Source organism: Streptomyces griseochromogenes (genome assembly GCF_001542625.1).
GTDB lineage: Bacteria > Actinomycetota > Actinomycetes > Streptomycetales > Streptomycetaceae > Streptomyces > Streptomyces griseochromogenes.
Genome location: NZ_CP016279.1, coordinates 7,437,426 through 7,460,552 on the forward strand (window position 1 = coordinate 7,437,426; position 23,127 = coordinate 7,460,552).

The following is a 23,127-nucleotide window of genomic DNA, read 5'->3' on the forward strand; positions in this document are numbered from 1 at the left end:
GCCCCACGGACCTTCACGCCTCAAGGACTCCGCATGACGCACGCCTCGCTCCTGCGCCAGATCACCGACTACGCGAACCGCGCCAACCCGTATCCGCTGTACGAGGAGCTCCGCAAGACCCCGGTGCTGCACGAGGAGGAGGACGGTCCCTACGTCATCAGCTCGTACTGGGACATCGAGAGCCTGCTCCACGACCCGCGGATCAGCTCCGACCAGAGCAACGTCACCGCCGCGGGCGAGGACGAGCTGTCCGGGCCGGAGGCCACGGGGCTGCCGCCGAGCTTCATCCGGCTCGACCCGCCGGAGCACGACCGGCTGCGGCGGATGGCCAACAGCTCCTTCGGGCCGCCGCACCGGCCCCGCCGTATCGACTCGATGCGCGGCGAGCTCGCCGAGATCGTCACCGGTCTGATCGACGATTTCGCGGACGCGCGGCAGATCGACGTGGTCGACCGGTTCGCGTACCCCTTCCCGGTGACCGTGATCTGCCGGCTGCTCGGCGTGCCGCGCGAGGACGAGCCCCGCTTCCGTGCCCTGGTGGACCCGATCGTCGCCGGCCTGGACCCCGGCAGCCGCACGAGTGCCGAGTCCATGAAGACCGCGCAGGAGGCACGGCTGCAGCTCGGCATGTACCTGAACGGGCTGGTGGAGCAGCGCGCCAAGGACCCGCGCGAGGACATGCTGTCCGACCTCGTGAACAGCAACGGCCCGGACGGCGCCATGACCACGATGGAGGTGCTCAGCACGGCGGTGCTGCTGCTCATCGCCGGCCATGAGACGACGGTCAACCTGATCACCAACGGCATGCTCACGCTGCTGCGCCACCCGCGGTACCTCCAGCGGTTGCGCGACGACCCGGGTCTGTCCGTGAAGATCGTCGAGGAACTCCTGCGCTACGAACCGCCGGTGCAGCTCCTGCCGCAGCGCACCTGCATCACCGACATCGAGGTGCGCGGTGTCACCATCCCCAAGGGCTCGCGGATCTGGCTGGTCCTCGCCGCGGGCAACCGCGACCCGGAGCGCTTCCACGACCCCGACCGGTTCGACCCGGACCGCGAGGACATCCAGCACCTCGGCTTCGGCAGCGGCATCCACAGCTGTTTCGGCGCTCCGCTGGCCCGGCTGGAGGCCCAGCTCGCGCTCGCCGAACTCGTCCGCCGCCTCGACAACCCCCGGCTGGTCGAGGACCCGCCGCCCTACCGCCCGAACGCGGTGCTCCGTGGCCCGCGGCACCTGAACATCACCTTCGACGGCCTTCGCTGATCCGGCCGCCGCCGGGTCAGCGGGCGAGCCGTCTGAGCTGGACCAGTCCGACCCAGGTCTCCGGTCCGGGCCGGGCGTAGGCGGCGCGCACCACGTAGGGTCCCGGTTCCAGCGGGACACGCAGGTGTTCCTCGCCCTCGGCCGCACCGCCCGGCCAGGCCGAGTCGAACAGCACCACCGGGCCGGGCACGTCCCAGCGGATCTCGTGTTCCCACACGGCCGCATCGAGTGCGGCGGGGATCCGGGCCAGCAGCTCGTCCTCGGAGTTCGCGGCGGACCAGCGCACGAAGGTGCCGCGGTCGGGCAGGTAGGAGGTGGCCGCGGGTTCGTCGCCGAAGACGAGGGCCGCGCTGTCGCCGACCGGGAGCAGGCCGACGTGGCCGTCGACCTCGCATGCGCGGTCGTAGTCGGTGGCGAGTTCCTCACTGTCGGCGCCCGTCCAGAACGGCAGCACCGTCTCCGGTACCGCTATCAGCGGGCCGCCGCCCGACTCCACCCACTCCAGCACGCCGGGATCCGCGTATCGAGCCATGGGCAGAACCTACACGGGCGGGCGTCAGCAGCCGCACGCGCCGTCCACCGGCGCGGTCAGCGGATCGGCGTCCCGGCGCTCCGGCCCCCGCCATGTCTCGTACGGGAAGCCTTCCCGAGCCCAGTACTCGAAGCCGCCGAGCATCTCCTTGACCCGGTAGCCGAGTTCGGCCAGGGCGAGGGCGGCGCGGGTGGCGCCGTTGCAGCCGGGGCCCCAGCAGTACGTCACCACCGGCACGGACTTGTCGAGGAGCCGTTCGGCCTGCTCGGGGACGAGCGCGGTCGGCAGGTGGATCGCGCCGGGGATGTGCCCCTGGTCCCAGGACTCGGTGGAGCGGGAGTCGACCACGACGAAGCCGGGGTCGCCATCGGCCGCGAGCGCGGCGGCCACGTCGGAGACGTCGGCGTGGAAGGCGAGGCTCGCCCGGAAGTGGGCGACGGCCTCGGCGGGGAGTGCGGGGGCGACGCGCAGGACGGGGTTCACGGTGTCGGTGATCATGGCTGAAAATCTAGAAGTTCCGGCCGGTTCCCTGAAGGGACGATCCCCGGGCTTCCCCTTGATCGGCCGGGTATTTCCCTGCTATCCATCCAGGATGACCGCGTATTCCCCGGACGCCACGGACTGGCGCATCCTCGATGTCCTCCAGCGGGACGGCCGGGCCAGCTACGCCGAGCTGGCGCGCGCCGTCTCCATGTCGCCGAGCGCGGTGACCGAGCGGGTGCGCCGCCTGGAGGAGGCGGGCGTCATCCAGGGGTACGCGGCCGTCGTGGACCCCGAACGCCTCGGTCTGCCGATCCTGGCGTTCGTGCGCCTGCGGTACCCGAACGGCCACTACAAGCCGTTCCACGACCTGGTGGCCGCGACCCCGGAGATCCTGGAGGCCCACCACGTGACCGGCGACGACTGCTTCGTCATCAAGGTCACCGCGCGGTCCATGTCCCATCTGGAAGAGATCTCGGGGAAGATCGGCGCGCTGGGCTCGGTGACGACCAGCGTGGTGTACTCCTCGCCCCTGCCCCGGCGGCCGCTCGGCCAGTGATGGACCCGCTGAGCGTTCGGGACGTCAGAGAGTGGACGCGGGCGAGACGGGGCCAGGGTGCCTGACCGCGTCAGACACCCCGCTGCCGCAGCGTCGACCCCGTTCTGCCCTTCACGACCTCCAGTTGCGCGTGGATGCGGCGCCGCAGGTCAGGGACATGGCTGACGATGCCCACGCTCCGATCCCGCTCCCGGAGTGAGTCGAGGACGTCGAGGACCTCGTCGAGGGTCTGGTCGTCGAGGCTGCCGAAGCCCTCGTCGATGAAGAGGGTGTTGCAAGATCGAATGCTGCGGGTGCACTAGCTCTGACCAGGCAAAACAGGGTACGAAAAGCCCCTCGGAGTGATCTCCGAGGGGCTCTCTTGGTGCCGGGGGGACAAACGGGGGACGGCGCGATCAGGCGGCGCCCAGCGCCTCGTCGCGAGGGGCGGGCGGTACGACGCGCAGATGCCGGTCGCTTGTTTCTTCGTCGACCGAGGCGGTAGTCGCCGCTCGCTCTATTTCTTCTTCGTCGTGGACTGGGGTGGGGAGTTGCATGGGGTGCGGCTGGGCTGCGTGGGCTTGCTCATCGGTGGGTTTCTCGACGCCGTTTCGGCGTGGTACCAGGTCAAGGGGTGCGTTGGCGGCGGCTTGTTCGAACTGTGGCAGCAGGCTGGTGTAGGTGTCGGCAGTGAGTTGGTAGCTGCTGTGGCCGAGCAGGGCCTGGATGGCTTTCATCGACAGGCCGGCGGCCAGGCTGAGTGATGCGGCGCAGTGACGCAGGTCGTGCAGGCGGACCGGTGGGAGGCCGATGCGCTGGATGAATCTCCCGAAGGCCTGGGAGACATTTTGGGGGTTGTGGGGGCGGCCGTCGGGCCGGGTGAAGACGTAGCCGGAGTCGACGTACGGACCGTACTTCGCGGAGTCTTGGCGGTGTTTCTCCTCCCATTCGGCGCGTTGGGCCTTCTGTACGTCGCGCCAGGCGGTGAGCAGAGCCAGTGTGGCGTAGTCGAGGGCGATGGCACGACGGCCGCTGCGGCTCTTGGGGGTGTCCTGCCACATGTTGTAGTTCGAGTCGGTGACGAGTTGCCCGGCGACGTGTGCCACGCCTTGGGTCAGGTCGAGTTCGGTCCAGGACAGGCCTGTTGCCTCGCCGCGGCGCGGTGCCCGGTAGACCATGAGGTGCCACATGATGTACATGGGGTGGTTGACGGCTGCGTCCAGGAACTGGCCGGTCTGTTCGGGGGTCCAGACCATGACGGGTCCGGGCTTCTCGCCGGTTTCGCGCCAGCGGGCTACGCGCTCGTCGGTCCATACGAGCGGTTGGGGGCGTTCGTATTTGGGGAGGACGACGAGCTTGGCCCAGTTCTGGGTGATCAGTCTTTCGGTCACCGCGTCACCGAATGCGGCGGAGAGGCAGTCGAGGTACCTCTTCTGCGAGCCAGGGCCTGTGTTCTGGCGGGGCTTGGCCCGGGCTTCCTTGAGGGCTGCGCGGGCCTGGTCCCATGCCTGGCGAAGTTCTGGTGGCCGTGGGGTGGGGGCCTGCCTCCAGGCAAGGTGGGCGGCGTCGCATTCGATTTTGGCCAGCTCGGCTGCTTCTTGGTTGGCCTTCTTGATCTCGTTGAAGGCCCATATCTGCTGGAACATCTCCTGGATGTGGCGGTCGCGGAGATCGCGGAGTGCGAGGTGGCCGAGGGCGGGTTTGAAGATGCGGTCGATGAAGTCGCGGTAGCCGAAGCGGGTTTTGCGTTTGAGGTCGACACGCTTGGCGTGCCAACGGTCGAGGTACTCGGCGACGGTTTCCTTGGTGTCGACGTCGATGCCGCCCTGGGCCTGGTCCCACAGCTTCTGTGCTGCTTCCTTGGCTTTGTTCTGAGTGAGGAAGCCGCCCTTGCGGGGGCGTCGGCGCTTGCCGCCGGGGCCGTCGGGGAGCTTGACGTAGTAGTACCAGGTGCCGTGATCGCGTTTCTTGAGCAGGGGGCAGGTGGAGCCGAGCTCGCGCATCTTGGGCTTGCCGTTCGCGTCGAGGACAGGCTGTCCTTCGTCGTCGAGCTTGGGTTCGGTGCACTTGCATCGCTTGTAGGTGCTGCCGTCGAACACGTGAGATCCCCCTGAATGTGCCGGGTTATGCCTTACGTGCCCTGATCATGCTGTAGCGAAGGAGACGCTTCCTTGGACGCCGTATGCTTCCCGCCAGGTGGCGCGGGAAAGAGGGATGTGACCACCTTTGTCCTCATCTGCGCTTACAGCTACGGAGCGTGACGGTTCCGGCTCGCGTGGCGGCATGTCGGTGGAGGAAGTGCTGGCGTTGCCCGCCGCTGTGAGCGTGGTGACGGCCGCCAAAGCGTTCGGCATCGGGCCGGACAAGGCATATGAGTTGATCAAGAGGGATGAATTCCCGGCGCGGACGATCTCGCTGGGGTCGACGCGGAAGGTGTCGACGGCGAGCCTGTGGGAGGCGTTGGGCCTGCGTCGTTGAGATGGGCACTCACCTATACGGCTCGATCAGTCGTCCCTTCGGAGGGCTGGTCGGGCCCTCTCGTGCGGTGGTGCACCGCCTATGGGCGACGCTGAGGGTGGTCGCCGAGCTGTTCTCGAGCATGGGATATGCCACACCTCCACACCCGTGAAGGGATGCCACCTGCAGAGATTCCGTAGTTACTGGTCAGTCACCCTCTCGCCTGTGCAAGCAGGGTGATCGCGTAGATATACATTGACCTATGGAAGACCTACGCGATTGCTAAGTGAGCGGTCGCCAGGCCAGTGGATGGAGTCAGCGGCGTGGGACGGTTGTCGGGCTATGTGCGGGACGGGGTGACGCATCCCGCGGAGACCCCGAAGCTGCGCGAAGCCGTTGCGCTCTTCCTGGAGACGCGCAGTGACGCTGATGCGGCCGCGTTCCTGAACAAGCAGGGCGTGACCACACCGCGCGGTAACGAGTGGCGGCGTGAGGTCTTCCATCGGTGGTCCGTAAATCCGAAGATCGCCGGCCTGGACAAGGCCGGCGAGCCGATCGAAGGCTGGGGCCAGCGGGTGCTGGAGCCAGAGGTCTTCCGGCGTGTGCAGGAGACGCATGCCGAGCGGGATGAGCAGCGCGCCAAGCCCCGTGACGCTTACGAGTACCTGCTGACTGGTGGCTGCGCGGTGTGCGGCGAGTGTTCGACGGCGATGATCGGCAGCCGCGCCCATGCGGATGCTCCGCCATCCTACAAGTGCGATGGCTGCGGCAAGACGAGGATTAACGCGGACCGTCTTGAGGACACCGTGGCCGAGTACGTTCTCGCTGAGCTTCTCAAGCCTGGTGCCCGTGAGCGGCTGGAGGCGCTGCTGCGGGACATCGAGGCGGAGGTCGGCCGCCTGAGGGAGCACATCGCGGGCGGCGACGAGCGGTTCGCCGGTCTGAAGGACCTGTACAAGCGTGGCCTGATGGTGGAGACGGCGTTCGTCGAGGCGAAGAAGGCCACGGAGAAGGACCTCCGCGACACCCGGGTGCGTCTGAAGCACCTGGAGTTGATGACGGATCTTCCGGTCGGCGATGTGCATGACCTGGTGGCCTGGTGGCGCACCGCCTCGCGGGACGCAAAGCGCGGCCTGGTCTTGCTGGAGATCGTCCACGTGCGCGTCTCACGGCGTGGTGAGGGCGGCAACGATCCCCATGCGCGCGTCACGATCGATTGGCGCGAGCCCGCCGCTACTTGATGTGAGCCTGTGACCGAACGACACAAGGAAATACCTCTCGTGCCAACTCCCGGCCTTCGTCCTCTGTCCGCGTCGAGTTGGGCGTGGCTGCACGACCGCACGGACTGGGGCTACAGCAACAGCGGCTTCGTCGTGTCGGAGGGCCAGGCGCTGCTCGTCGACACGCAGTTCACCTTGCAGGCAACGGAGGAGCTGCTCACGGCGGTGGAGTCGGTGTGCCTGCGGGAGGAGATCGGTCTCCTGGTGTGCACGCACCAGAATGGAGATCACACGTGGGGGAACCAGCTTCTGGCCGGTGCGGAGATCATCACGTCGGCGTCAGGCGCCGCCGGCTTGTGTCACGAGATGGGGCCCGAGCAGTTGACGACGCTGGCCCGCTCGGGCGGGCCGGGTGCCGCTGGCGCGTACGTTGCCCGGCACTTCGCGCACTTCGACTTCACCGGCATCACCGTGACGGGACCGACGCGTACCTTCCAGGGACGTGAGGACGTCAAGGTCGGCACCGTGCTGGTGGAGTTGATCGACCTCGGAGCGGGACATAGTGCGGGTGACGTCGCCGTGCACGTGCCTGACGAGGGTGTGGTGTTCGCGGGGGACGCTCTGTTTTCCGGAGCCCACATGGTCGTGTGGTCGGGCTCGCTGAGCGGCTGCATCGGCGCCTGCCAGATGCTGTTGGACACGGGCGCGGAGTTGTTCGTGCCAGGTCACGGGCCGCTGCTGGACCGCAGAGGGGTGTCAGAGATCCGCGACCGCCTGGCGCGCGTTGCTGAGCAGGCTGCGCAGTACGCGCGACGCGGTGTGCCACTGGCCGAAGCGGCCCGCCGGATCATGGCGGGCCACGCTGGCACGTGGGCGCATCCGGAGCGGCTGTTCACGCAGACTGCGGCCGCCTATGCGGAGGCCGGGGTTTCGGGGGTGCCGTCAAGCACGCTCGCGATGGTGGAGGGCATGGCTTCCTTGGCGTGCTGAGCGATGTCGGCGGGCATGACGACCATAAGGCGGATGTTGTTGCCCAATCGGCTGAAGGCGACGAATTCGACCTCGACTTCCTCGTCCTGGTGCGGGAGGTAGAGGCGGCGCCGGTCGCCGTCGGGGTGGGTGACGGTGGTGACGTCGTGTTCGAGGATGCGGCCGGCCACGGGGTCAGCATCCTTGATGTGCTGGACGACCTCGGCGAGCCGAGGGTCGTGGGGGTTGGTGCGCCAAGCAATGCGGAGTTGGGAGGCCATGGGTTTCGCCCAGGTTTCTTCCCAGTCGATGAGCTGGAACCGGGCTTCGGGGTAGGTGAGGGCCCAGATCATCACGTTGACGCCATGGAGCATCCACGGGAAGTCGCGGGCGGCTGCCTTGTTGAAGACGCGTATGTCCCAGCGTGGGTCGTAGGTGTAGGCGGGCCACGGCAGGCTGTGGACGATGTGAGAGACGACCGGGTCGATGGTGTTGGCGTCGGGACGGCAGCGGGGAGCCGGTTCACGTCCGGTGACCTCGAGGAAGAGATGCGTGCGCTGGGCGTCGTCGAGGCCGAGGATGCGAACGAGGCTGTCGAGGAACTCGTCGCTGTAGCCATCGGGGACTCCGCGTTCGAGCCTGCTGTACCAGCCTTCAGTCACGCCGGCGAGGTAGGCGACCTCGGCCTGGGTGAGACCTTTCCTGCGCCGGGTGCCGTACCGGGCTGTCAAGCCGGGCACGGCCTTGGGGTCGCGTGCCTTTCGCCAAGCACGAAGCATCCGCGTGATCGGTGGCAGGTCGCCCATGAGGTACCGCTCCCAATGGCAAAGAAACGTTAAAACACAGGAGACTCTAACGCACGTAGCACCCTTGTCCGACTTCAAGCCTCCTGTCGTACACAGCCGTACATAGATGAGTAATTTCGGGCATCTGGGGTTGCTTCAGCCCCTGAAACCCGCACTGATGGTCCTGGTTCCGCTGCTTTCAGCACTCGCAGGTTCGACCTAAGCGGTCGGAAAACGGGCAACGTGACCTCCGCCTGCGAGGAAGCAACGGCTGCCTCGCCCGGCCCCGCCCTCACGCCGGACCCGACCTGGGCCTGCCGCTGGGGCGGTGTGTAACACGAGTGTCGAGTGAGGGGTTTCCCAGCATGAGCCGCAGCGTCTTCATCACCGGTGGCAACCGGGGTATCGGCCTGGCGATCGCCAAGGTCATGGCCCGGGACGGGGACCGGGTCGCCGTCACGTACCGCTCCGGCGAGCCTCCGGCCGGCCTGCTAGGTGTGCGATGCGACGTCACCGACTCCGCGCAGGTCGATGCCGCGTTCAAGAAGGTCGAGGCCGAGCATGGACCTGTCGAGGTACTCGTGGCGAACGCAGGCATCACCAGGGACAGCTTGCTGATGCGCATGGTGGAGGAGGACTTCACCAGCGTCATCGACACAAACCTGACCTCGGCGTACCGAGTAGCCAAGCGCGCCAGTCGCGGCATGCTGCGTGCCCGCCACGGACGTATGATCTTCATCTCCTCTGCCGTGGCCCTACGGGGCGACAAGGGGCAAGCCAACTACGCCGCCGCCAAAGCAGGACTGATCGGCTTCACCCGCTCACTCGCCCGTGAATTCGGCTCCCGTGGAGTCACCTTCAACGTCGTCGCACCGGGTCTCACCGCGACCGACATGACCGCGGCCCTGCCCGAGGCGCGCATAGCGGAGTTGTGTGAGGAGGTCCCGCTGGGGCGGGTGGCCCAGCCGGAGGAGATCGCCGCTGCCGTACGGTTCCTCGCCAGCCGGGAGGCGTCCTACATCACCGGCGCCGTACTTCCGGTGGACGGCGGCGCAGGAATGGGGCACTGACAGCGGTGACCTGTAAAAACGGCAGCCCTGACCAGGCTGCGGGGGAACATCACCGGCTACCTGCACCGCGCGAACGCCTCAGGTGCGGCACACAGCGGCCGGACCGCGCCGCGGGCCGAGGGGGCGGGAGTGATCGACCCTGACCGCATCCTCGCCTTGGCAAAGGAACCGCCGCACGCCGGCGTAAGCAGGGGACGCGACGCCGACCGGGCCAGAATGCTGGGCGGTCTGGGAGCTGCCACCAGTCCCTTGGCATCACCGGTCGCCTGGTCAGCAGCTCGGTGCATGGCGGAGCATCGCCGAGCAGACCAGGACTCGGCGGAGTGCCGCAGGGATGAGGCGCGGGTGTGCGGGGGCTGCCCGATCCGCCGCGACTGCTTCACGGCCCACCTGGCAGGCGCGCCTCCTGCTGTGCGCGTGTGGCGAGCACGTATAGACGGAGGCCTCACGGGCGGACGAGGTAGGTGAGTGAGCGGGTGGGCGACGGAGCGATTCGGCGCCCACCCTCATGCCGTCTGTAATGACAGGTCGTTTGGCCTCCGCGCGACGACTGCCTACCGCTCGACAGGTGCTGCTGTGAATCTCTGGCCGCATCCATGGCCTGCGGCGCGTGCGAGGGCCATGAACACCGGGGGACTTCACGGGTTCGACGTGTTGTCCCGAGGTTGATCTCGATCGGATCGAAGCAGTTCAGCTCGAACAGCCCGTAGAGACCGGATCGCTTTCACGGCCTTTGCGGAGAGAATGGGCACTTGATCGAGAAGGCGCCCCATGGCGAAGACGACGCTCGTGATCGCGCCGACTACGGCAACCGCCCAACCTGCAACTTCCACCGCCGCACCGAGCCTTCCGCAAGGACAACAGGACCCCCGAGACTTGGCAAGCGGACCTGGCGCCGCGAAGCGGCACTCGTGACCGGCATGGCCCGTCTCTCCCCCGAGGCCCTGCGTCGGGCTCAAGCGCAACTGGAGCTGAGATACTCCAGCAACTCGTCGACGCCGGGCGGGCAGTTGCACCTTCTGCTTGTCGCTCGCTGCCCGCATGGGGTCTGCCCAACGCGACTGATTTCAAACCGCGTTGGTGATGAATACCGCAGCAGATGCCGCCCATGAACCAGCTGCGGGAAAGGGTGATGGCTTGCCGCGCACGTATACCCAAGGACGCACCTCCACCTCGTCTGCTCTTCGGGCCACTGCCGTGCATTTCGGCAGGCAGTGAGCCTGTTTCGTTCGTGGTCGAGGTCACGTGGGCGGGGGCTGCCGGGAGTGGACCCCACCCCGATTGATAGTAGAATAATTTTAAGAAGTGAGGGAGAAAGAACACCTCACACCACCTCTTGGAGCCCGAAAGTGCAGCGCGTCCTCAAGATGCCCCAGGTCCACCCCAACCCGCGCCAGCCGCGCGAGTACTTCGACCAGGACGCGCTCAACGAACTGGCCAAGTCGATCAAGAAGTACGGCCTCATGCAGGCCATCGAGGTCCGCCCCGACAACGAACTCGGCGGCTACGAGATCGTCTCCGGCGAACGCCGCTGGCGCGCCCACCAGATCCTCGGCAAGACCAAGATCCGCGCCAACATCATCTCCGAGAAGAGCGAGATCCAGCGGTTCAAGCGATCCATGTCCGAGAACGTCAACCGCGCGGACATGACCCCTTTCGAGGAGGCACGCGGGTTCCAGCGCATCCTCGACGAAGAGGAAGGCGCCACCATCGAGTCCGTCGCGGACGACTTCGGCAAGACGGTCACCTACATCAAGCTGCGCCTGGCCCTGCTGGACCTGCGCGAGGAGGTCGCCAAGCACGTCGAGGCCGGCGAGATCGGCACCCAGGCAGCCGTTCAGATCGCTGCCCTGTCGCACGCCAACCAGGGCGCGCTGCTGGCCAAGTTCGCACGTGGAGAGTTCGCTTCGGACAACGAGATCGTGCACTTCGCCTTCGCGATGAGGCAGCAGCAGGACCAGGCCGTCCTCATGATCGTCGAGGAGATGACGGACGAGGAGCGCCGCGAGCGCGCCTCCGCACAGAAGAAGACCCGCAGCACGCTCGACAAGATCGAGCAGGTCCGCGGACTCCTCGACGAGATCGCACGCACCGAACCGATCAAGCTCGCCGAAACGCTCGACGGCCAGGTAGGAGCGCGACTGGAGCAGCTCGACCGGGTCGCAGAGTCCCTGACCAGGGCCCGATTCCAGCTCAAGCAGGCCAAGGCGCACGCCGAAGCCCGGCAGTTGGTGACGGTCAACCCCGACGCCGTCCACGACAGTCGGCAGGACACGGCACCCGAGCCTGCCGCCGCCTGACCACCATTTCCAGCCGGGTGCGCGGCCCCGTCATCCGCGCGCCCGCAGCACCGACCTTCCACACCCCAGGGAGACAGCACCACTATGCGCTATAGCACACCCCTCACTCGTGTCCAGGCCGTACAGCTCGGCAAGGACGTCGGGGTGATCCTCGGCACCGCCGCGAATGCCCTGCACCACATGCACGGCATCAACATCGACAGCCTGATGCGGGCCTTCACCTCTTCTCCCTCGGTGGAGGTCACCGCCGCCCGCTACCTGCGGGCCCTCGAAGAGGACCTGTCCCCCGGTGAGGCGGCAGCTCGTGCGGCCACCGCGCTCGTTCACGACTGGGCGGACGCCGTGCTTGAAACCCAGCGCCGCCTGACGTCGGCCGCAAGCGAGGAGCTCACCAAGTGAACTGCACCTCAGCAGGCCGGGACTGGGCGGCCATGCAGCGAGCCGAGTTCGACCGCGACGCTCCCCTCGAACTGCACGTCCCCACGGAAGGGACTCGTATCCCAGCCGCGCCGGACACAGTCGGTACCGAGGCGCTCTTCGGCGATCCGGTGCCCGCACCGCAGCAGGCCGCCCCAGCCTGGCGACTTTGGCGGGCAGGACGAGCTGTTCTAAACGCCGATGCCAGCCAGTACAACGATGGTCGACGCCATCGACGTCCTCGGTGTTGCCGCGTCTGAGTGCGACGAGTGTGAGGGAGCCGGCACGGTCACCTTCTGCCACGGACCGTACGAGCGCACCCGCGAATGCCATGCCTGCTACGGGGCGGGGCGCCGCACGCCATGCCCCGGCTGCACCGACGGGACGAGCCCGAACACCGGCGAGACCTGCTGGACCTGTGAGGGTTTTGCCGTCCTCAGCTGACCAATAATAGGCCGCTACTCAACTGGAGATTGCGATGACTTTCGGAGACAACCTCACAGCGGAAGCCCTGCGCACCGGACAACGGGTCACCCGCGCCAGCGCGCCGCCCGGGATCGTCAGGCTGGCCATCACCCTGCCCGACGGCGCCACTCAGCACTTCGAGCGCCCCACCACCGGAGGCTGCGCGGACTGGCGGGCCACAGAACTCGAAGGCCCCGGCTCAGGGTTCATCTTCGATGAGCCCATCACCGCCGAGTGGGGCCGCGGGCTGGACAGCATCGCCGCCACAGCATCGTGAACACCAAGGAATCGTGATGGACCACTTCGAAGAGCACACCGACGTCACTCTCGCCAAGCCCGTCCCGAAAGGCATGCTCCGCCCCTTCGGACAGGTGACCGGACACGCGACCGACCCTTTCACCGGCAAGCGGCAGGTCATGGTGCTGTGGCCCGGCGCGGCCAAGCCCCTCCCCTACGACCCCGACGAACTGGCCCTCGCCGACTGACCCAAAATAGGTCAGTACACAACTTCGTGTTAGGTTCTTGATCGAGGTCAAGCCCTGGCACGGCCCGACCACCCACCCGACCTCCGGACGGGCAGCGACCCCCCGCGCCCCGCCCGCCCGGAACGGCTCGTCCGATACGAGCCACCCCTCCGGCCGGGACCCGCACACCCCCGCGGGTCCCGGCCACCCCATGGAGAGACGCCCCAATGCCTGCCACAAGCACTCGAAACGAAAACGCTCTGTACGAGGCCCTCATCCTGGAGCGGTACGGCCGCACCCTCGATGAACTCCTCCAGGAACAGACCCGGCGCCCCCTGCCTGAACTCCTCAAGGAACAGCACCGGCGCCCCCGGGTACCGCCTGTCCCCGTCCGGCAGCAGCCCAAGCCAGACCCAGACGCCGCCGAGCACTACGCCGCTCTCCTCGAAGCCACCACCCCGCGCCGGCGCCGGAGCACCGTGTGACCGAGGAGCAGTTCCGCCGCCACGTCCGCAAGATCGCCGCACTTCGCGGCTGGACCCTCGCCTACCACACGTACAACTCACAGCGCAGTGACGCAGGCTGGCCCGACGAGGTGTACGGACACCCGAAGACTAAGCGGACGATCTTCGCCGAGTTCAAGTCCAACACCGGTCGGCTACGCCCCGAGCAACGCGACTGGCTCCGTCACTTGTCCGCTTGCGGCTTCGAAACCGCCCTGTGGCGCCCCAAGGACCTCGACCTCGTCATCACCGTTCTCGCTCCCAACGGGCCCAGAGCCCAACTCCCCGACCACTTCTGACAAGGAGACCCCGCTCACCGTGCTTAACCCCGCCCTCCGCCCCTCCGAGGTGCCGCCCGCACCCGGATCCATCTGGTGCAACTCCTGCGACAGTTGGTTCAACGTCATCACCAACACCTGCCGCTGCAACAACCGCTGAACCCGAGAACACCACCGTGACCACTCCTGCTCGCGCAGCCGACCCGGCGGCGCCCACCACTCCCGTCGCCCCGTCCCACGAGCCGGTCACCTGCTCCGAGGCCCGCCCGGACGTGAACACCGGGAAGGCACTCGAGCAGATCGCCTACCTCGCCAACGAACTGTGCGAGCACCTCACCGACGACCAATGGCGCCTGGCCGCCCAGATCAGAGACCTCGCCGAATCCGCCCGCCCAACTGCCGGAGCCTCCTGACATGCACGCCCGCTTCCAGCCCCTGCCCAGCCAGAAACGCAGCCAGGAGGCGCACGACACCGCCCAGGCACTGCGCGATCGGCCCGGCGAGTGGGCGCACATCGAAACGCTCGCCAACCTGAACCGGGCCACGAACCTGGGCTACCGCATACGCACCGGCATGCACGCAGCGTTCCGGCCCGCCGGCGCCTTCGACGCCACAGCGCGCAGCGTCGGCGACGGCACCGCTGAGCTCTACGCCTGCTACATCGGCGCCACCGAGACACCAACTGATGGCGACGCGCAGGCAGAAGCCTCCCATCCCTGACTGATCTCCGCCGCGCATTGCCCATGGCGACCATCGTCGGGGAGCTCGGCTCACCGTCCTGATCCCCTCGAACTCAAAGACCTCGCACTGTGACGACTGCTTCCATAGACAACGCCGCCCTGACCGCCTCCGACACGTACAGCAACTTCGCTGACCTTGCCGCCCATGAGGAAGAGGGAGTGCACTGGTCGCGCGAATGCCGTCGCGTACCAGGATCCGATCTCGCCCACATCGCGATCCACGGCGGCAACATTGAGGCTGGCACTACAGAAGCTGCGCTCGCTTGCGCGGGCAGTACGGACAACTACTACTCGTTCAAGGGCAACAAGGCAGGTGCTAACCGAACGTTGCACGTCACTTCGACGCACTTCGATGAACCTCAGTGCGTCGACCTGCAAGGCGGCATGGTGCGCACGGTTTCCTGGCACGGGTTCAGCAGCGGCGCCAAGATCACCGAAGTCGGCGGCCTCGACCACGACTTCTCCTATTGGATCACTGTGTCTCTGCAGCACGCCGGGTTCCCGGTCGCCGACGCTGCGCCGGAGAGAGTCGGTAGCAGCCCCAGGAACATCTGCAACCGCAACCTGGCCGGACGAGGCGTCCAACTGGAACTCTCCAGGGCGCAGCGCGCCGCGTTCTTCACGAACAACGACATGAGCGGCGGCAACCGGAACAACGTCACCGAGGAGTTCCACCGTTACGTCGATGCCATCCAGGCCGCCTACCGACGGCTTCGGTCCTGACGCTGGAAGCAGACCGGCATCACGGAGTACGAGACGAAATGGTGAGCGTGAGCGCCTTCACCTACGAGCGCCATCTGCACGGGTACGCCGCCTACACAGACCATCACGAATGGGTCGGTGACGTCTTCCCCTGCCTGCCGACGCCCGACTGCCACGGATGCGGCCGCTGGCACGGCTACACACGCGGCGGCCAAAGCTCCATGGATCCGCAGATGAGCGTCCACGGCTTCAGCAGCCGGAACGACGTCTCTCGCGCTCTCCAGGCCGTACGGCAAGCCTGGAGTCAGACCGCCTGACCGGCCGGCCAGTACCCTCTGCCTTGTCACCCTGGCCTGGCACGGGGACGAAGCCCCGGCGCACTCGATGAACGACAACAACGGCAGACTGAGCCTATGGACGCAGGACTTGCCGCGCTGCTCGGCGCCGCTGTCGGCTCTGCCACCACTCTTGGTGCCGCGATCGTGAGCGGCCGGGTACAGGCACGGGCACAACATGATCAGTGGCGCCGTCAACACCGCCGCGACGCATACGCCGGCTACCTCGGCGCGCTCCACGACCGCGACATTGCCATGGACGCCATCTTCGACGCCCTGCGTTCCGACGCCCCCGACCTGTCCGACGTCGACGAGAAGATACGCCGCTTCATCACCCTGGCCAGGGAGGTGCACCGCGCTGCCGAAGTCGTAATCCTCGAAGGACCGTCCGCCCTCGTGGAAGTCGCCGAGCGAGTCACCCACGCTTCCAGCGATCTCTCCCAAATCATGCGGCGGATGGCCGAGAACGCGCACGCGGGAGACGCCACCCGCAAAGCCGAGGACACTGCTCTTGCTGATGAACGAGAACGAATCCTCTACCAAGCGGTCAAGGACTTCCGCCTCGCAGCCCGCAGCGTCATCGGCAACGAGAGCTGAATGAGCAAACCCTGACCGGCACGACCATCCAACAACTACGGCTGTTGGCCGGAGCCGGCCGCCGTAGTGGGTGGGCTGCACTACCGTGTCCATCACAGCCGGTACGGCCGCAACCTGGTGGAAACGATGCCGAGGGGCAGGGGCGGATGGGACGCACGAAGGACCATCATTACGTACTCCTGGAGGCGCTCCGCACAGCGCATCGAGCCTCGCCTCACGGGTGGGTGACCGAGACACTAGGGCTGAGCCACCACAGCGTCGAGCAGCTGGTGGCTACCGGGCTGGCGGAGTGGGCCGACCTCAGTGAGCGGGCCGAGTTGTCCGCATACGCAGGCAGGCCCGTCGTCTGGGCAGCCCGGCCAAGCAGCGAAGGCCTGGACATCCTGCTGTATACCGAGGCACGGACGCATTCATCGCCACAACAGCCACCCTCGCCAGAACCCGAGCCCGGTCACAAGGAAGTGGCCCTGCTGCCTTCGGAGATGACGATGTTGCATCTCTTCCTTTCGCTCGGCGGCAGCCTTCGGCATCCCCCAGCCACAGGGCTCGACGAGGCTGTCCGTAGGGCCGAGTTCCGGAAGGAGTCCAATCGCTGGCTCCTACACGTAACCGATGCGCAGATTGCCTCCATCGCGTACGCCTTCTACCTGGAGGGGCACAGAGGCCACGTCACTGCGGCCAACCGCTTCAGCCGCAACTACGGCATCACCTACCGCCCAGGCACGGACGCACCCACCCCCACCGAACCCGCAATAGCGCAGTCGGCAGTGCAGACTCGCTGAGGAGCGGCCGGCGGTTCCGGACCAGGGCCGCAGAACGGAGGCTCCCGCGGCCCTGACCACCTACATTGCCGCTACCAGGGCACGTGCCCCCAGCCCATCAGCCCGAGGCCCGCCGACAACACTGCCGTCACGATCGCCGGCGAGGCGTACACAGCGAAGACGGTGCGGCCTCCGATCTGGAGACGGACGTCTCCGCGACGCAGAGACGAGGGCAGCGACGGCGGCGCCTCCGTCGGCCAGACATCACCTGTCGCAGCGTCTGCGGGTGACTGCTGCCTGGAACCTGTGTCATGGTGTGTACTCATGAGTTGTCCAACCTCTCAAGGCATGGGCACGGCCGCCGTCTCCCCTGGCCGGCAAACCTGAAGAAGACGGTGACCGCGACTCTCTCGTCCTCCCGAAGCCGAGAGGACACAAAAGGGCCCCACCAGCACCTAGGCGTGGTGGGGCCCTCATTGATGTAGCCGACCGTATCGGAGGCACAGGGAGCCCGGCAAGTCGGTACCTGTCGTCTCGTCATATCGCCGCCCCAGCCGCCGCGTTCCCACTGTCGGGCACTCTGTTCGCCGAGCCGGTGGCCTCGGACCGTGCGAACGCCTCCGCGGGCGCGAGGCCACGATGTGCAGCCCGATCCGAAGTCGCCTTCGGCGGGCAGCGCCTCGCGGTTGATCGCTTAGGCTCGACGGTGGGCGTGGGGCTGGAGTCTCGTGTCCACTGCCGCAACCCGCATCCCGGCCTCGCTCGCGAATCTGGCCGTCCCGGTCGGCGAGCTCAACCTGTACCACCGCAACCCGCGGACGGGTGATCTTGACGCCATCTGTGAATCCTTGTCCATCAATGGGCAGTACCGGCCGATCGTCGTCAATCGCGGCACCCATACCGGTCGCCCGAACGAGGTCCTCGCTGGCAACCACACGTTCAAGGCCGCCCAGCGGCTCGGCTGGACTGACATCGCCGTCACTTGGCTGGACGTCGACGACGACGCGGCGGCCAAGATCGTCATCGTTGACAACCGCACGAGCGACCTGGCTGGTTACGACAGCGTGCTCCTCGCGGACATCCTCACCGAACTGCCGGATCTTCAGGGCACCGGCTACGACCAAGACCAGCTCGACCAGCTCCTTGACGAGACGGCACTGCCGGCGCCCATCGAGTTGCCCACTGATGGCGCTGACACGGGTGCTGCGGCGACGGTGGACTACCTCCAGTGGGGCTACTTGCAGTGGTCCTCCACCCGCGTGCGGGTCACACAGGCTGAGGTCGAGCTGCTCGACGCGTTGTACAAGGAGTTCGTCGGCGAGCATGACTCCGACATGGGCTTCGGCTGGCACGTCCTCAACGAAGAGCACCGTGCCGAAGAAGGGGCTGCGGCATGAGCCTCGACGTCCGCTTCGACCCCGCGTACCCCCTTAGCAAGCTCAGGCCTGCGGACTACAACCCGCGACGACTGTCAGAAGAGTCCTTCACCCGGCTCCAGGCGTCGCTGCGCCGCCACGGCGTGGTCAAGCCGGTCATCCTGAACGCCGACGGCACACTGGTCGCAGGTCACCAGCGGACCAAGGGCCTGAAAGCCATCGGGCAGACCACGACCCCGGCAATGATCCTTCCGCAGAAGGTCCGCCTCCAGGACGAGATCAAGTTCAACCTCCTCCACAACCGGGTCGAGACCGAAGCGAGCGTCGTGTACGCGGAGCCCGGGCCCATCGGCCAGTGGTGCTGGATCCCGTGGCAGACCATCCAGGTCGAGGAGTCCAAAAACGTTCCCTTCCAGCAGGCGATCGGCTTCATGACCGCCGCGCACGGCCCTTGGGGTTCCGTGGTGATCGACGACCAGGGCCGCATTGTGCTGAACGCCGAGTACGCGGCTGTCGCCAAGTCCCAACGTTTCGACGTCCTCGCCTGGACCGTCGCCTCCTTCGACGCCGGCCAACTTGTGGAGGACCTCACCGGCGAGTACGGCGTGTACGACTGGTCCGGCCTCGAAGAACAGGCACCGGTGTGGAACCAGCACATCGTCCAGCCCAACCGTCTGCGCGAGCACTCCTCGAAGGCCAAAGCGGACAAGGTCCGGTACAAGTCCGAGGTCTGGGAGCGCCTCGTGCTGCCCTCGCTGACCACGTCCCACCGAGTCGTGGACTTCGGCGCCGGCCACGGAGACTACGCCCGGCACCTGCGCTCCAAGGGCTACAAGATCCACGATTACGAGCCGTACCGCACCCTGAAGGGGAAGTACGCCGTGGACATCCGCACGGTCGTCGGCCAACTCCGCGCCATCGAGCGGGAACTGCGGCAGTACGGTCTGTACGAGGTCGTAGTCCTCGACTCCGTCATCAACGCCACGACCAGCCTCGATTACCAGCACTGGGTGTTGGTCACCGTGAACGCGCTGTGCGCAGCGGACGGGCGTGTGTGCATCGGCACCCGGAATCTGGAGCGCGAGTTGGCGTACGAGAACTCCGAGCACTCCATCAGCCGTGACTCCACGCGCCTGTCGTTCCTCGACAGCGAAAACGTGGACATGCGGTTCGTGCGCGGCAAGTGGCAGCGGATCCGCTACCACACGCCCGAGTCCCTCCGCGGGCTGCTGTCACGCTACTTCGAGGAGGTAGAGATCAGCGACACCTCACGGGCCACGGTCAAGGCCGTGTGCGGGCGCCCCTTGGCGCTGCCCACCGAACAATACGAAAGGGCTTTCTCGGAAGAATTCAACATGCCCTACCCTAACGATTTCCGACACAACAAACACAAGGGGATTTCCGAAATCCTGATAGAATTGATCAAGGAGAGGAATTCACACCCAGAGGAGTAATGGAATGATTCCGGTGGCGGACTCAGAGGAGGTCCGTGTAGACATAGAGGCTCGCGACAGATATCGCATCATGTGGCTGGCCGGCATCCGTGAAGTCGACATGACCCAGCACTGCTTGAAGACCTTCGCCGAGTGCGACCGGCACCGTGTCGACACCAAACTGCGCCGTCAGACGCTTCGCCTATCGGTGGCCAATCCACCCGCCGCCTGGTACCTGTGCGCGCTGCCGATCCCGTGGGATTGGCAGCGGAACGCCCACCTCGCGTTCGAGTATGCCCCCGGCGAGACCTGGGCAGGTGATGCCCTCGTCCGGGGCCTTGGCGTACACCTCGCTAACGCTCGGCCCATCATGGGCTGGGGCGAGCACTCTATCCCCCGCGACGCGCAGATGCGGGCCTCACGGCTGTACCGCACATGCCGGAATTGGCAGTTCGCTTGGTGGCTGCGCTCCCACCGCGACGTCCCCGACGCACCACCGTTCACAGAAAAGGACATCGACGAAGAGGGGCCGGAGCAGTTGGAGTTTTCCTGAGGCCCAGGCGAGCGGTGGGGCAGGGAAAGAGTGTCCGTGCCCCACCGCTCGTGTGCGGCAAGCAATGGACCAGGCATCAGTGGCCGAGTGGACCCACACGCCATGGGTCGCTCGGACGACCGTCGGCTTCAAGTCCGTAGCGACGAGCCTGTTGCCAACCGAGGTCGTCGGGACGATGGTGTTCAATGAACATGCCGATGCCAAAATCGCCACGGTATCCGGCGTCAATTCCTATGCGTATGAGCCGATCGGCACCGGCCGCATCTCCACTCTCATCTCGACTGTACAGCAACTCACTTAGGCCCTGCCCATCGGGGTCGAATGCAGCGACAAGTTCCGCTTCTTCCGTCTGCCCATTCCTTTCGAGAAGGTCTGACAGTCCCCAATGGGCGTCAGGCTCTCCGCCGTCCGCGGCCCGTCGCATCAGTTGGATCGCTTGCTCCAGGTCTCCTGCAACATCACTCATGCATGCGAGCACGAACAGAGCCCCAGCATTTCCGGCCTCTGCGGCCTGACGATACAGCCTGCGCCGTGTTTCCTCATCTGGCGTGATCTCTGCCAAGCGGAGAAGAGCTTCGCGACTTCCAGCGTCAATAGCGCGACGGTAGAGAGCGGCAGCTTCTTGCCGCCCATCCGCCCTCTCAGTTATTTCAGCCAGCACGAGGAGAGCGTCAACATCACCAGCATCAGCGCCTTCCGTAAGGATTGCGCGCGCCGTGGCTTGCAGGTGAGGAGCTGAGTCACCGTCAAAGAGGTAACGCAAATATCGGTACCGCACCTGGGGATCAATGACGGCGGAGTCCACTTCGAGAAGGAGACGTTCGGCACCCTCCTTGTCACGGCCACATATGCGTTTGGCCACTTGAATCAGCGCCCAATAGTCGCCCGCGTCAGCTGCGCGACGATAGAGGCGCTCGGCGCCCTTGCGATCGCCAGCGCGCTCCTTGAGTTGGGCCAGCAGTACAAGGGCGGGCGTCTCTCCCTTCTCTGCGGCTCGCTCATATAGTTGTTCTGCTTCTTCTCGGCGACCATGGCGCTCGTGCCATGAAGCCAGCGTGCCAAGACCTTGAGCGTCCGCGACCTCAACGGCTCGCTGATAGATGCTCGACTCCGGGTCATAGCCGTCAAAGCGAGCTTGGAGCAGAGCGAGGTCTACAAAGGCGCTTGAGTCTCCGGCTTGGGTCGCCGCGCGGACAAGTTTCACAGCATGGCGGTATCGCCAACGATCATTAGCTGCCTGAGCTAGCGCCATGAGGGCCGCCGGATCACGAACGCTATCGGCAGCGGCGTCCCAGAATGCCTTGGGAGGCACTGCGTAGATGCGCTCGGATCGTCCGTGCTGGTCCAGGTAATCAGCCAGCCGATAGTGCGGCTCATGGAGTTGAGGTTCTCCCGGGCGAGCGCGGACCCGAGTGAGGGGTCCGCGGGCCCCGTGCACCGGTCTCGTCGCGTACTCCAGAGCTTGCAGCAACCAGTCGTCCGTCGCTTGCGCCCACTGCAGGTCCGTCAGGTACGCGGGGGCAGCGGCTTCCAGCAGCGACAAAGGCACGGTCGGGCCAATGCCCAAACGTCCGGCGTCCATGGCCGTCTCTACCACGGCCTTTGCTGAGGCGGGCGCATTTCGGTAACGCTCAACAAGCGCCGGCGCACCAGCCAAGTACTGTGCAATATGCCCCTGCTCCGCGTGTTCAACGGCGTAGGCAAGCCGGGGATCGACAGCGGCGGCCCTGTTCAGACTCTCTGCCTCGCTCTCGGCGAATATCTCCGGCACGTGCAGATCGCATCCCGTCAACAGTGCCCGAGCTTGCGAGTGAGCGTCTTTATCCCCGGCTGGGGGAGCGGTCGTGAGTCTCGCCCAGTATTCGGGCCAGAGGGTTCCCAGCACCAGCACAGGGCCACGGTCTGGATCGCGAAGGAGTGCACGCAATCCGGCGGCAAGACTCTCGCCGAGCGGACTGTTCGGTGTGAGGAGATAGTGCTGGGTCTCGTTCAGCCACAAGACGGTGTGGGGCTCAACCGCGTCAAGGCCGGCAAGAGCGGCTTCAGGTCGGCCGGGCTCAATGGGATGCCACAGGCGCCAGGTGGGCGGCAGGCGCTGGATGGCTTCCCAGCAGGCTCGGGTCTTCCCCGTGGAAGACCCACCCACCAACACGGCCAGCCTGCTTGCCCCCTTGCCCACCTTCTCTACAGCGTCGAGGAGCCGATGGTCATGCTCACGTTCGACGTAGACCGGCAGGACTGGCAGGGACTCCGGGGACCCGGCCGATTCAACGGTGATGGCCTGATGCACTTCCCATGCGTAGGGATCGACGATCTCGCTGATGAGCCGTCCGGGCGGCTGCTCAGGAAGCACGCGCTGCTGTTGGGCACGGGCTTCGTTGATGATGATGTCGCCACCCGCCTGGTAGATCCGGGCATCGTCTCGTGCTGTGGCATCTTGCCGAATCACTGGTCGGCGATCACCGCTACTCACGACTCGTTGATGGTCTGGTTGCCAGCAGCTTGATAGATCCGGGCTCTTCCAGATGCGCGAGCCTTCATCTCAACGGAACCGATGCGGGGGGCCTCTGTGCTCGGCAGCAGCGGGGTCAACTCCTCGTCCAGGACTCGACGTAGTTCGTCTGCCAAAGAGGGATCGTCGCGCAGCAGCCTGCGCAGTCGACGCTGCCAATCGGCAGCAAGCCCTGCTTCGACCTCCGAGTCACCGGCTTCTCGGGCGGCCAGCACCTCAGCACGCACATCGGCAAGCTCTTCTTCAATCGCCGGAACACGTTGCGGATGCACACGGCGCCACAGAGCCACCGCAGACGAACGCGCCTGCTGCCAAGCGTCCGTTGCCATCGCGCCCACGAGTGCCGTGCCCGCTGCCATGACGAGCGGATCCATATA

At 66.3% G+C, this 23,127-nt stretch carries 27 protein-coding genes and 1 pseudogene; 21 read left to right on the forward strand and 7 right to left on the reverse strand.

Going from position 1 to position 23,127, the window contains the following annotated elements; genetic code table 11:
* Positions 1–33 precede the first annotated feature (33 nt).
* On the forward strand, positions 34–1,263 hold the full coding sequence (locus AVL59_RS31985) for a cytochrome P450 (RefSeq protein ID WP_067311518.1): 1,230 nt from the start codon (positions 34–36) through the stop codon (positions 1,261–1,263).
* 16 nt (positions 1,264–1,279) lie between these two features.
* Here AVL59_RS31985 and AVL59_RS31990 read toward each other — a convergent pair whose 3' ends face one another.
* The gene (locus AVL59_RS31990) at positions 1,280–1,795 is read right to left on the reverse strand and encodes an immunity 21 family protein (RefSeq protein ID WP_067311520.1); all 516 of its coding nucleotides are present in this window, start codon (positions 1,793–1,795) and stop codon (positions 1,280–1,282) included.
* A gap of 24 nt (positions 1,796–1,819) precedes the next feature.
* Positions 1,820–2,293, reverse strand: a complete 474-nt coding sequence (locus AVL59_RS31995; RefSeq protein WP_067311523.1) for a rhodanese-like domain-containing protein — start codon at positions 2,291–2,293, stop codon at positions 1,820–1,822.
* 94 nt (positions 2,294–2,387) lie between these two features.
* Here AVL59_RS31995 and AVL59_RS32000 point away from each other — a divergent pair, with 94 nt between their 5' ends.
* The gene (locus AVL59_RS32000) at positions 2,388–2,834 is read left to right on the forward strand and encodes an Lrp/AsnC family transcriptional regulator (RefSeq protein WP_067311526.1); all 447 of its coding nucleotides are present in this window, start codon (positions 2,388–2,390) and stop codon (positions 2,832–2,834) included.
* Between the two features lie 70 nt (positions 2,835–2,904).
* On the opposite strand, the pseudogene AVL59_RS56740 reads toward AVL59_RS32000, so the two are convergent.
* Both AVL59_RS56740 and AVL59_RS32005 read right to left on the reverse strand, forming a co-directional pair.
* Positions 2,905–3,108: pseudogene (locus tag AVL59_RS56740) on the reverse strand (hypothetical protein); the annotation flags it as partial.
* Between the two features lie 121 nt (positions 3,109–3,229).
* Positions 3,230–4,912, reverse strand: a complete 1,683-nt coding sequence (locus AVL59_RS32005; protein ID WP_067311533.1) for a tyrosine-type recombinase/integrase — start codon at positions 4,910–4,912, stop codon at positions 3,230–3,232.
* A gap of 184 nt (positions 4,913–5,096) precedes the next feature.
* Here AVL59_RS32005 and AVL59_RS32010 point away from each other — a divergent pair, with 184 nt between their 5' ends.
* From AVL59_RS32010 to AVL59_RS32020, 3 genes are all read left to right on the forward strand, one after another.
* Positions 5,097–5,291 carry an integrase gene (locus AVL59_RS32010; RefSeq protein WP_067311534.1) on the forward strand — a complete coding sequence of 65 codons (195 nt, stop codon included), beginning with the start codon at positions 5,097–5,099 and terminating at the stop codon, positions 5,289–5,291.
* A 311-nt stretch (positions 5,292–5,602) separates the two neighbouring features.
* Positions 5,603–6,511, forward strand: a complete 909-nt coding sequence (locus AVL59_RS32015; RefSeq protein WP_159400150.1) for a recombinase family protein — start codon at positions 5,603–5,605, stop codon at positions 6,509–6,511.
* Positions 6,512–6,520: 9 nt separating this feature from the next.
* Positions 6,521–7,480: an MBL fold metallo-hydrolase gene (locus AVL59_RS32020; RefSeq protein ID WP_079147113.1), complete on the forward strand. Its 960-nt coding sequence runs from the start codon at positions 6,521–6,523 to the stop codon at positions 7,478–7,480.
* On the opposite strand, the gene AVL59_RS32025 is transcribed toward AVL59_RS32020, so the two are convergent.
* Positions 7,402–8,199, reverse strand: coding sequence for an MmyB family transcriptional regulator (locus AVL59_RS32025; protein WP_237281746.1), 798 nt, complete (start codon positions 8,197–8,199; stop codon positions 7,402–7,404). The genes AVL59_RS32020 and AVL59_RS32025 overlap by 79 nt on opposite strands.
* Before the next feature lie 410 nt (positions 8,200–8,609).
* Between AVL59_RS32025 and fabG the strand changes: the two genes are divergently transcribed.
* The 16 genes from fabG to AVL59_RS32105 all read left to right on the forward strand — a co-directional run bounded on the left by fabG (position 8,610) and on the right by AVL59_RS32105 (position 20,238).
* Positions 8,610–9,314 carry a beta-ketoacyl-ACP reductase gene (fabG, locus tag AVL59_RS32030; RefSeq protein WP_067311548.1) on the forward strand — a complete coding sequence of 235 codons (705 nt, stop codon included), beginning with the start codon at positions 8,610–8,612 and terminating at the stop codon, positions 9,312–9,314.
* Positions 9,315–10,663: 1,349 nt separating this feature from the next.
* Entirely contained in the window at positions 10,664–11,614 is a 951-nt protein-coding gene (locus AVL59_RS32035; RefSeq protein WP_067311551.1) for a ParB/RepB/Spo0J family partition protein, read from the forward strand.
* 84 nt (positions 11,615–11,698) lie between these two features.
* Positions 11,699–12,013, forward strand: a complete 315-nt coding sequence (locus AVL59_RS32040; protein ID WP_067311553.1) for a hypothetical protein — start codon at positions 11,699–11,701, stop codon at positions 12,011–12,013.
* 496 nt (positions 12,014–12,509) lie between these two features.
* The gene (locus AVL59_RS32045) at positions 12,510–12,773 is read left to right on the forward strand and encodes a hypothetical protein (protein WP_067311555.1); all 264 of its coding nucleotides are present in this window, start codon (positions 12,510–12,512) and stop codon (positions 12,771–12,773) included.
* Positions 12,774–12,789: 16 nt separating this feature from the next.
* Entirely contained in the window at positions 12,790–12,981 is a 192-nt protein-coding gene (locus tag AVL59_RS32050; protein WP_067311558.1) for a hypothetical protein, read from the forward strand.
* A gap of 206 nt (positions 12,982–13,187) precedes the next feature.
* Positions 13,188–13,445: a hypothetical protein gene (locus AVL59_RS32055; RefSeq protein WP_067311559.1), complete on the forward strand. Its 258-nt coding sequence runs from the start codon at positions 13,188–13,190 to the stop codon at positions 13,443–13,445.
* Positions 13,442–13,762: a VRR-NUC domain-containing protein gene (locus tag AVL59_RS32060; protein WP_067311561.1), complete on the forward strand. Its 321-nt coding sequence runs from the start codon at positions 13,442–13,444 to the stop codon at positions 13,760–13,762. Before AVL59_RS32055 ends, AVL59_RS32060 begins: the two co-directional genes overlap by 4 nt.
* 155 nt (positions 13,763–13,917) lie before the next feature.
* A complete protein-coding gene (locus AVL59_RS32065) occupies positions 13,918–14,154 on the forward strand; it encodes a hypothetical protein (protein WP_067311564.1) in 237 nt (78 codons plus the stop codon).
* Between the two features lies 1 nt (position 14,155).
* The gene (locus AVL59_RS32070) at positions 14,156–14,461 is read left to right on the forward strand and encodes a hypothetical protein (protein ID WP_067311566.1); all 306 of its coding nucleotides are present in this window, start codon (positions 14,156–14,158) and stop codon (positions 14,459–14,461) included.
* A gap of 89 nt (positions 14,462–14,550) precedes the next feature.
* Positions 14,551–15,204 (forward strand): poly-gamma-glutamate hydrolase family protein, encoded by a 654-nt coding sequence (locus tag AVL59_RS32075; protein WP_079147114.1) that lies wholly within the window; start codon positions 14,551–14,553, stop codon positions 15,202–15,204.
* Positions 15,205–15,242: 38 nt separating this feature from the next.
* Positions 15,243–15,500 carry a hypothetical protein gene (locus tag AVL59_RS32080; RefSeq protein ID WP_067311568.1) on the forward strand — a complete coding sequence of 86 codons (258 nt, stop codon included), beginning with the start codon at positions 15,243–15,245 and terminating at the stop codon, positions 15,498–15,500.
* A 96-nt stretch (positions 15,501–15,596) separates the two neighbouring features.
* Complete coding sequence (locus tag AVL59_RS32085) at positions 15,597–16,115, forward strand: proline dehydrogenase (RefSeq protein ID WP_067311570.1); 519 nt, start codon at positions 15,597–15,599, stop codon at positions 16,113–16,115.
* 224 nt (positions 16,116–16,339) lie between these two features.
* Positions 16,340–16,897, forward strand: a complete 558-nt coding sequence (locus tag AVL59_RS52740) for a DUF6417 family protein (RefSeq protein ID WP_159400151.1) — start codon at positions 16,340–16,342, stop codon at positions 16,895–16,897.
* A gap of 707 nt (positions 16,898–17,604) precedes the next feature.
* Entirely contained in the window at positions 17,605–18,273 is a 669-nt protein-coding gene (locus AVL59_RS32095; RefSeq protein ID WP_067311572.1) for a ParB/RepB/Spo0J family partition protein, read from the forward strand.
* Positions 18,270–19,706 (forward strand): ParB N-terminal domain-containing protein, encoded by a 1,437-nt coding sequence (locus AVL59_RS32100; protein WP_067311573.1) that lies wholly within the window; start codon positions 18,270–18,272, stop codon positions 19,704–19,706. Before AVL59_RS32095 ends, AVL59_RS32100 begins: the two co-directional genes overlap by 4 nt.
* Positions 19,707–19,710: 4 nt before the next feature.
* Positions 19,711–20,238 (forward strand): hypothetical protein, encoded by a 528-nt coding sequence (locus AVL59_RS32105; RefSeq protein ID WP_067311576.1) that lies wholly within the window; start codon positions 19,711–19,713, stop codon positions 20,236–20,238.
* A 76-nt stretch (positions 20,239–20,314) separates the two neighbouring features.
* Here the strand turns inward: AVL59_RS32105 and AVL59_RS51805 are convergent, their stop codons facing one another.
* Both AVL59_RS51805 and AVL59_RS49670 read right to left on the reverse strand, forming a co-directional pair.
* Complete coding sequence (locus tag AVL59_RS51805) at positions 20,315–22,711, reverse strand: tetratricopeptide repeat protein (protein WP_159400152.1); 2,397 nt, start codon at positions 22,709–22,711, stop codon at positions 20,315–20,317.
* Positions 22,708–23,124, reverse strand: coding sequence for a hypothetical protein (locus tag AVL59_RS49670; RefSeq protein WP_079147116.1), 417 nt, complete (start codon positions 23,122–23,124; stop codon positions 22,708–22,710). The genes AVL59_RS51805 and AVL59_RS49670 overlap by 4 nt, the downstream gene beginning before the upstream one ends.
* Positions 23,125–23,127 lie beyond the last annotated feature (3 nt).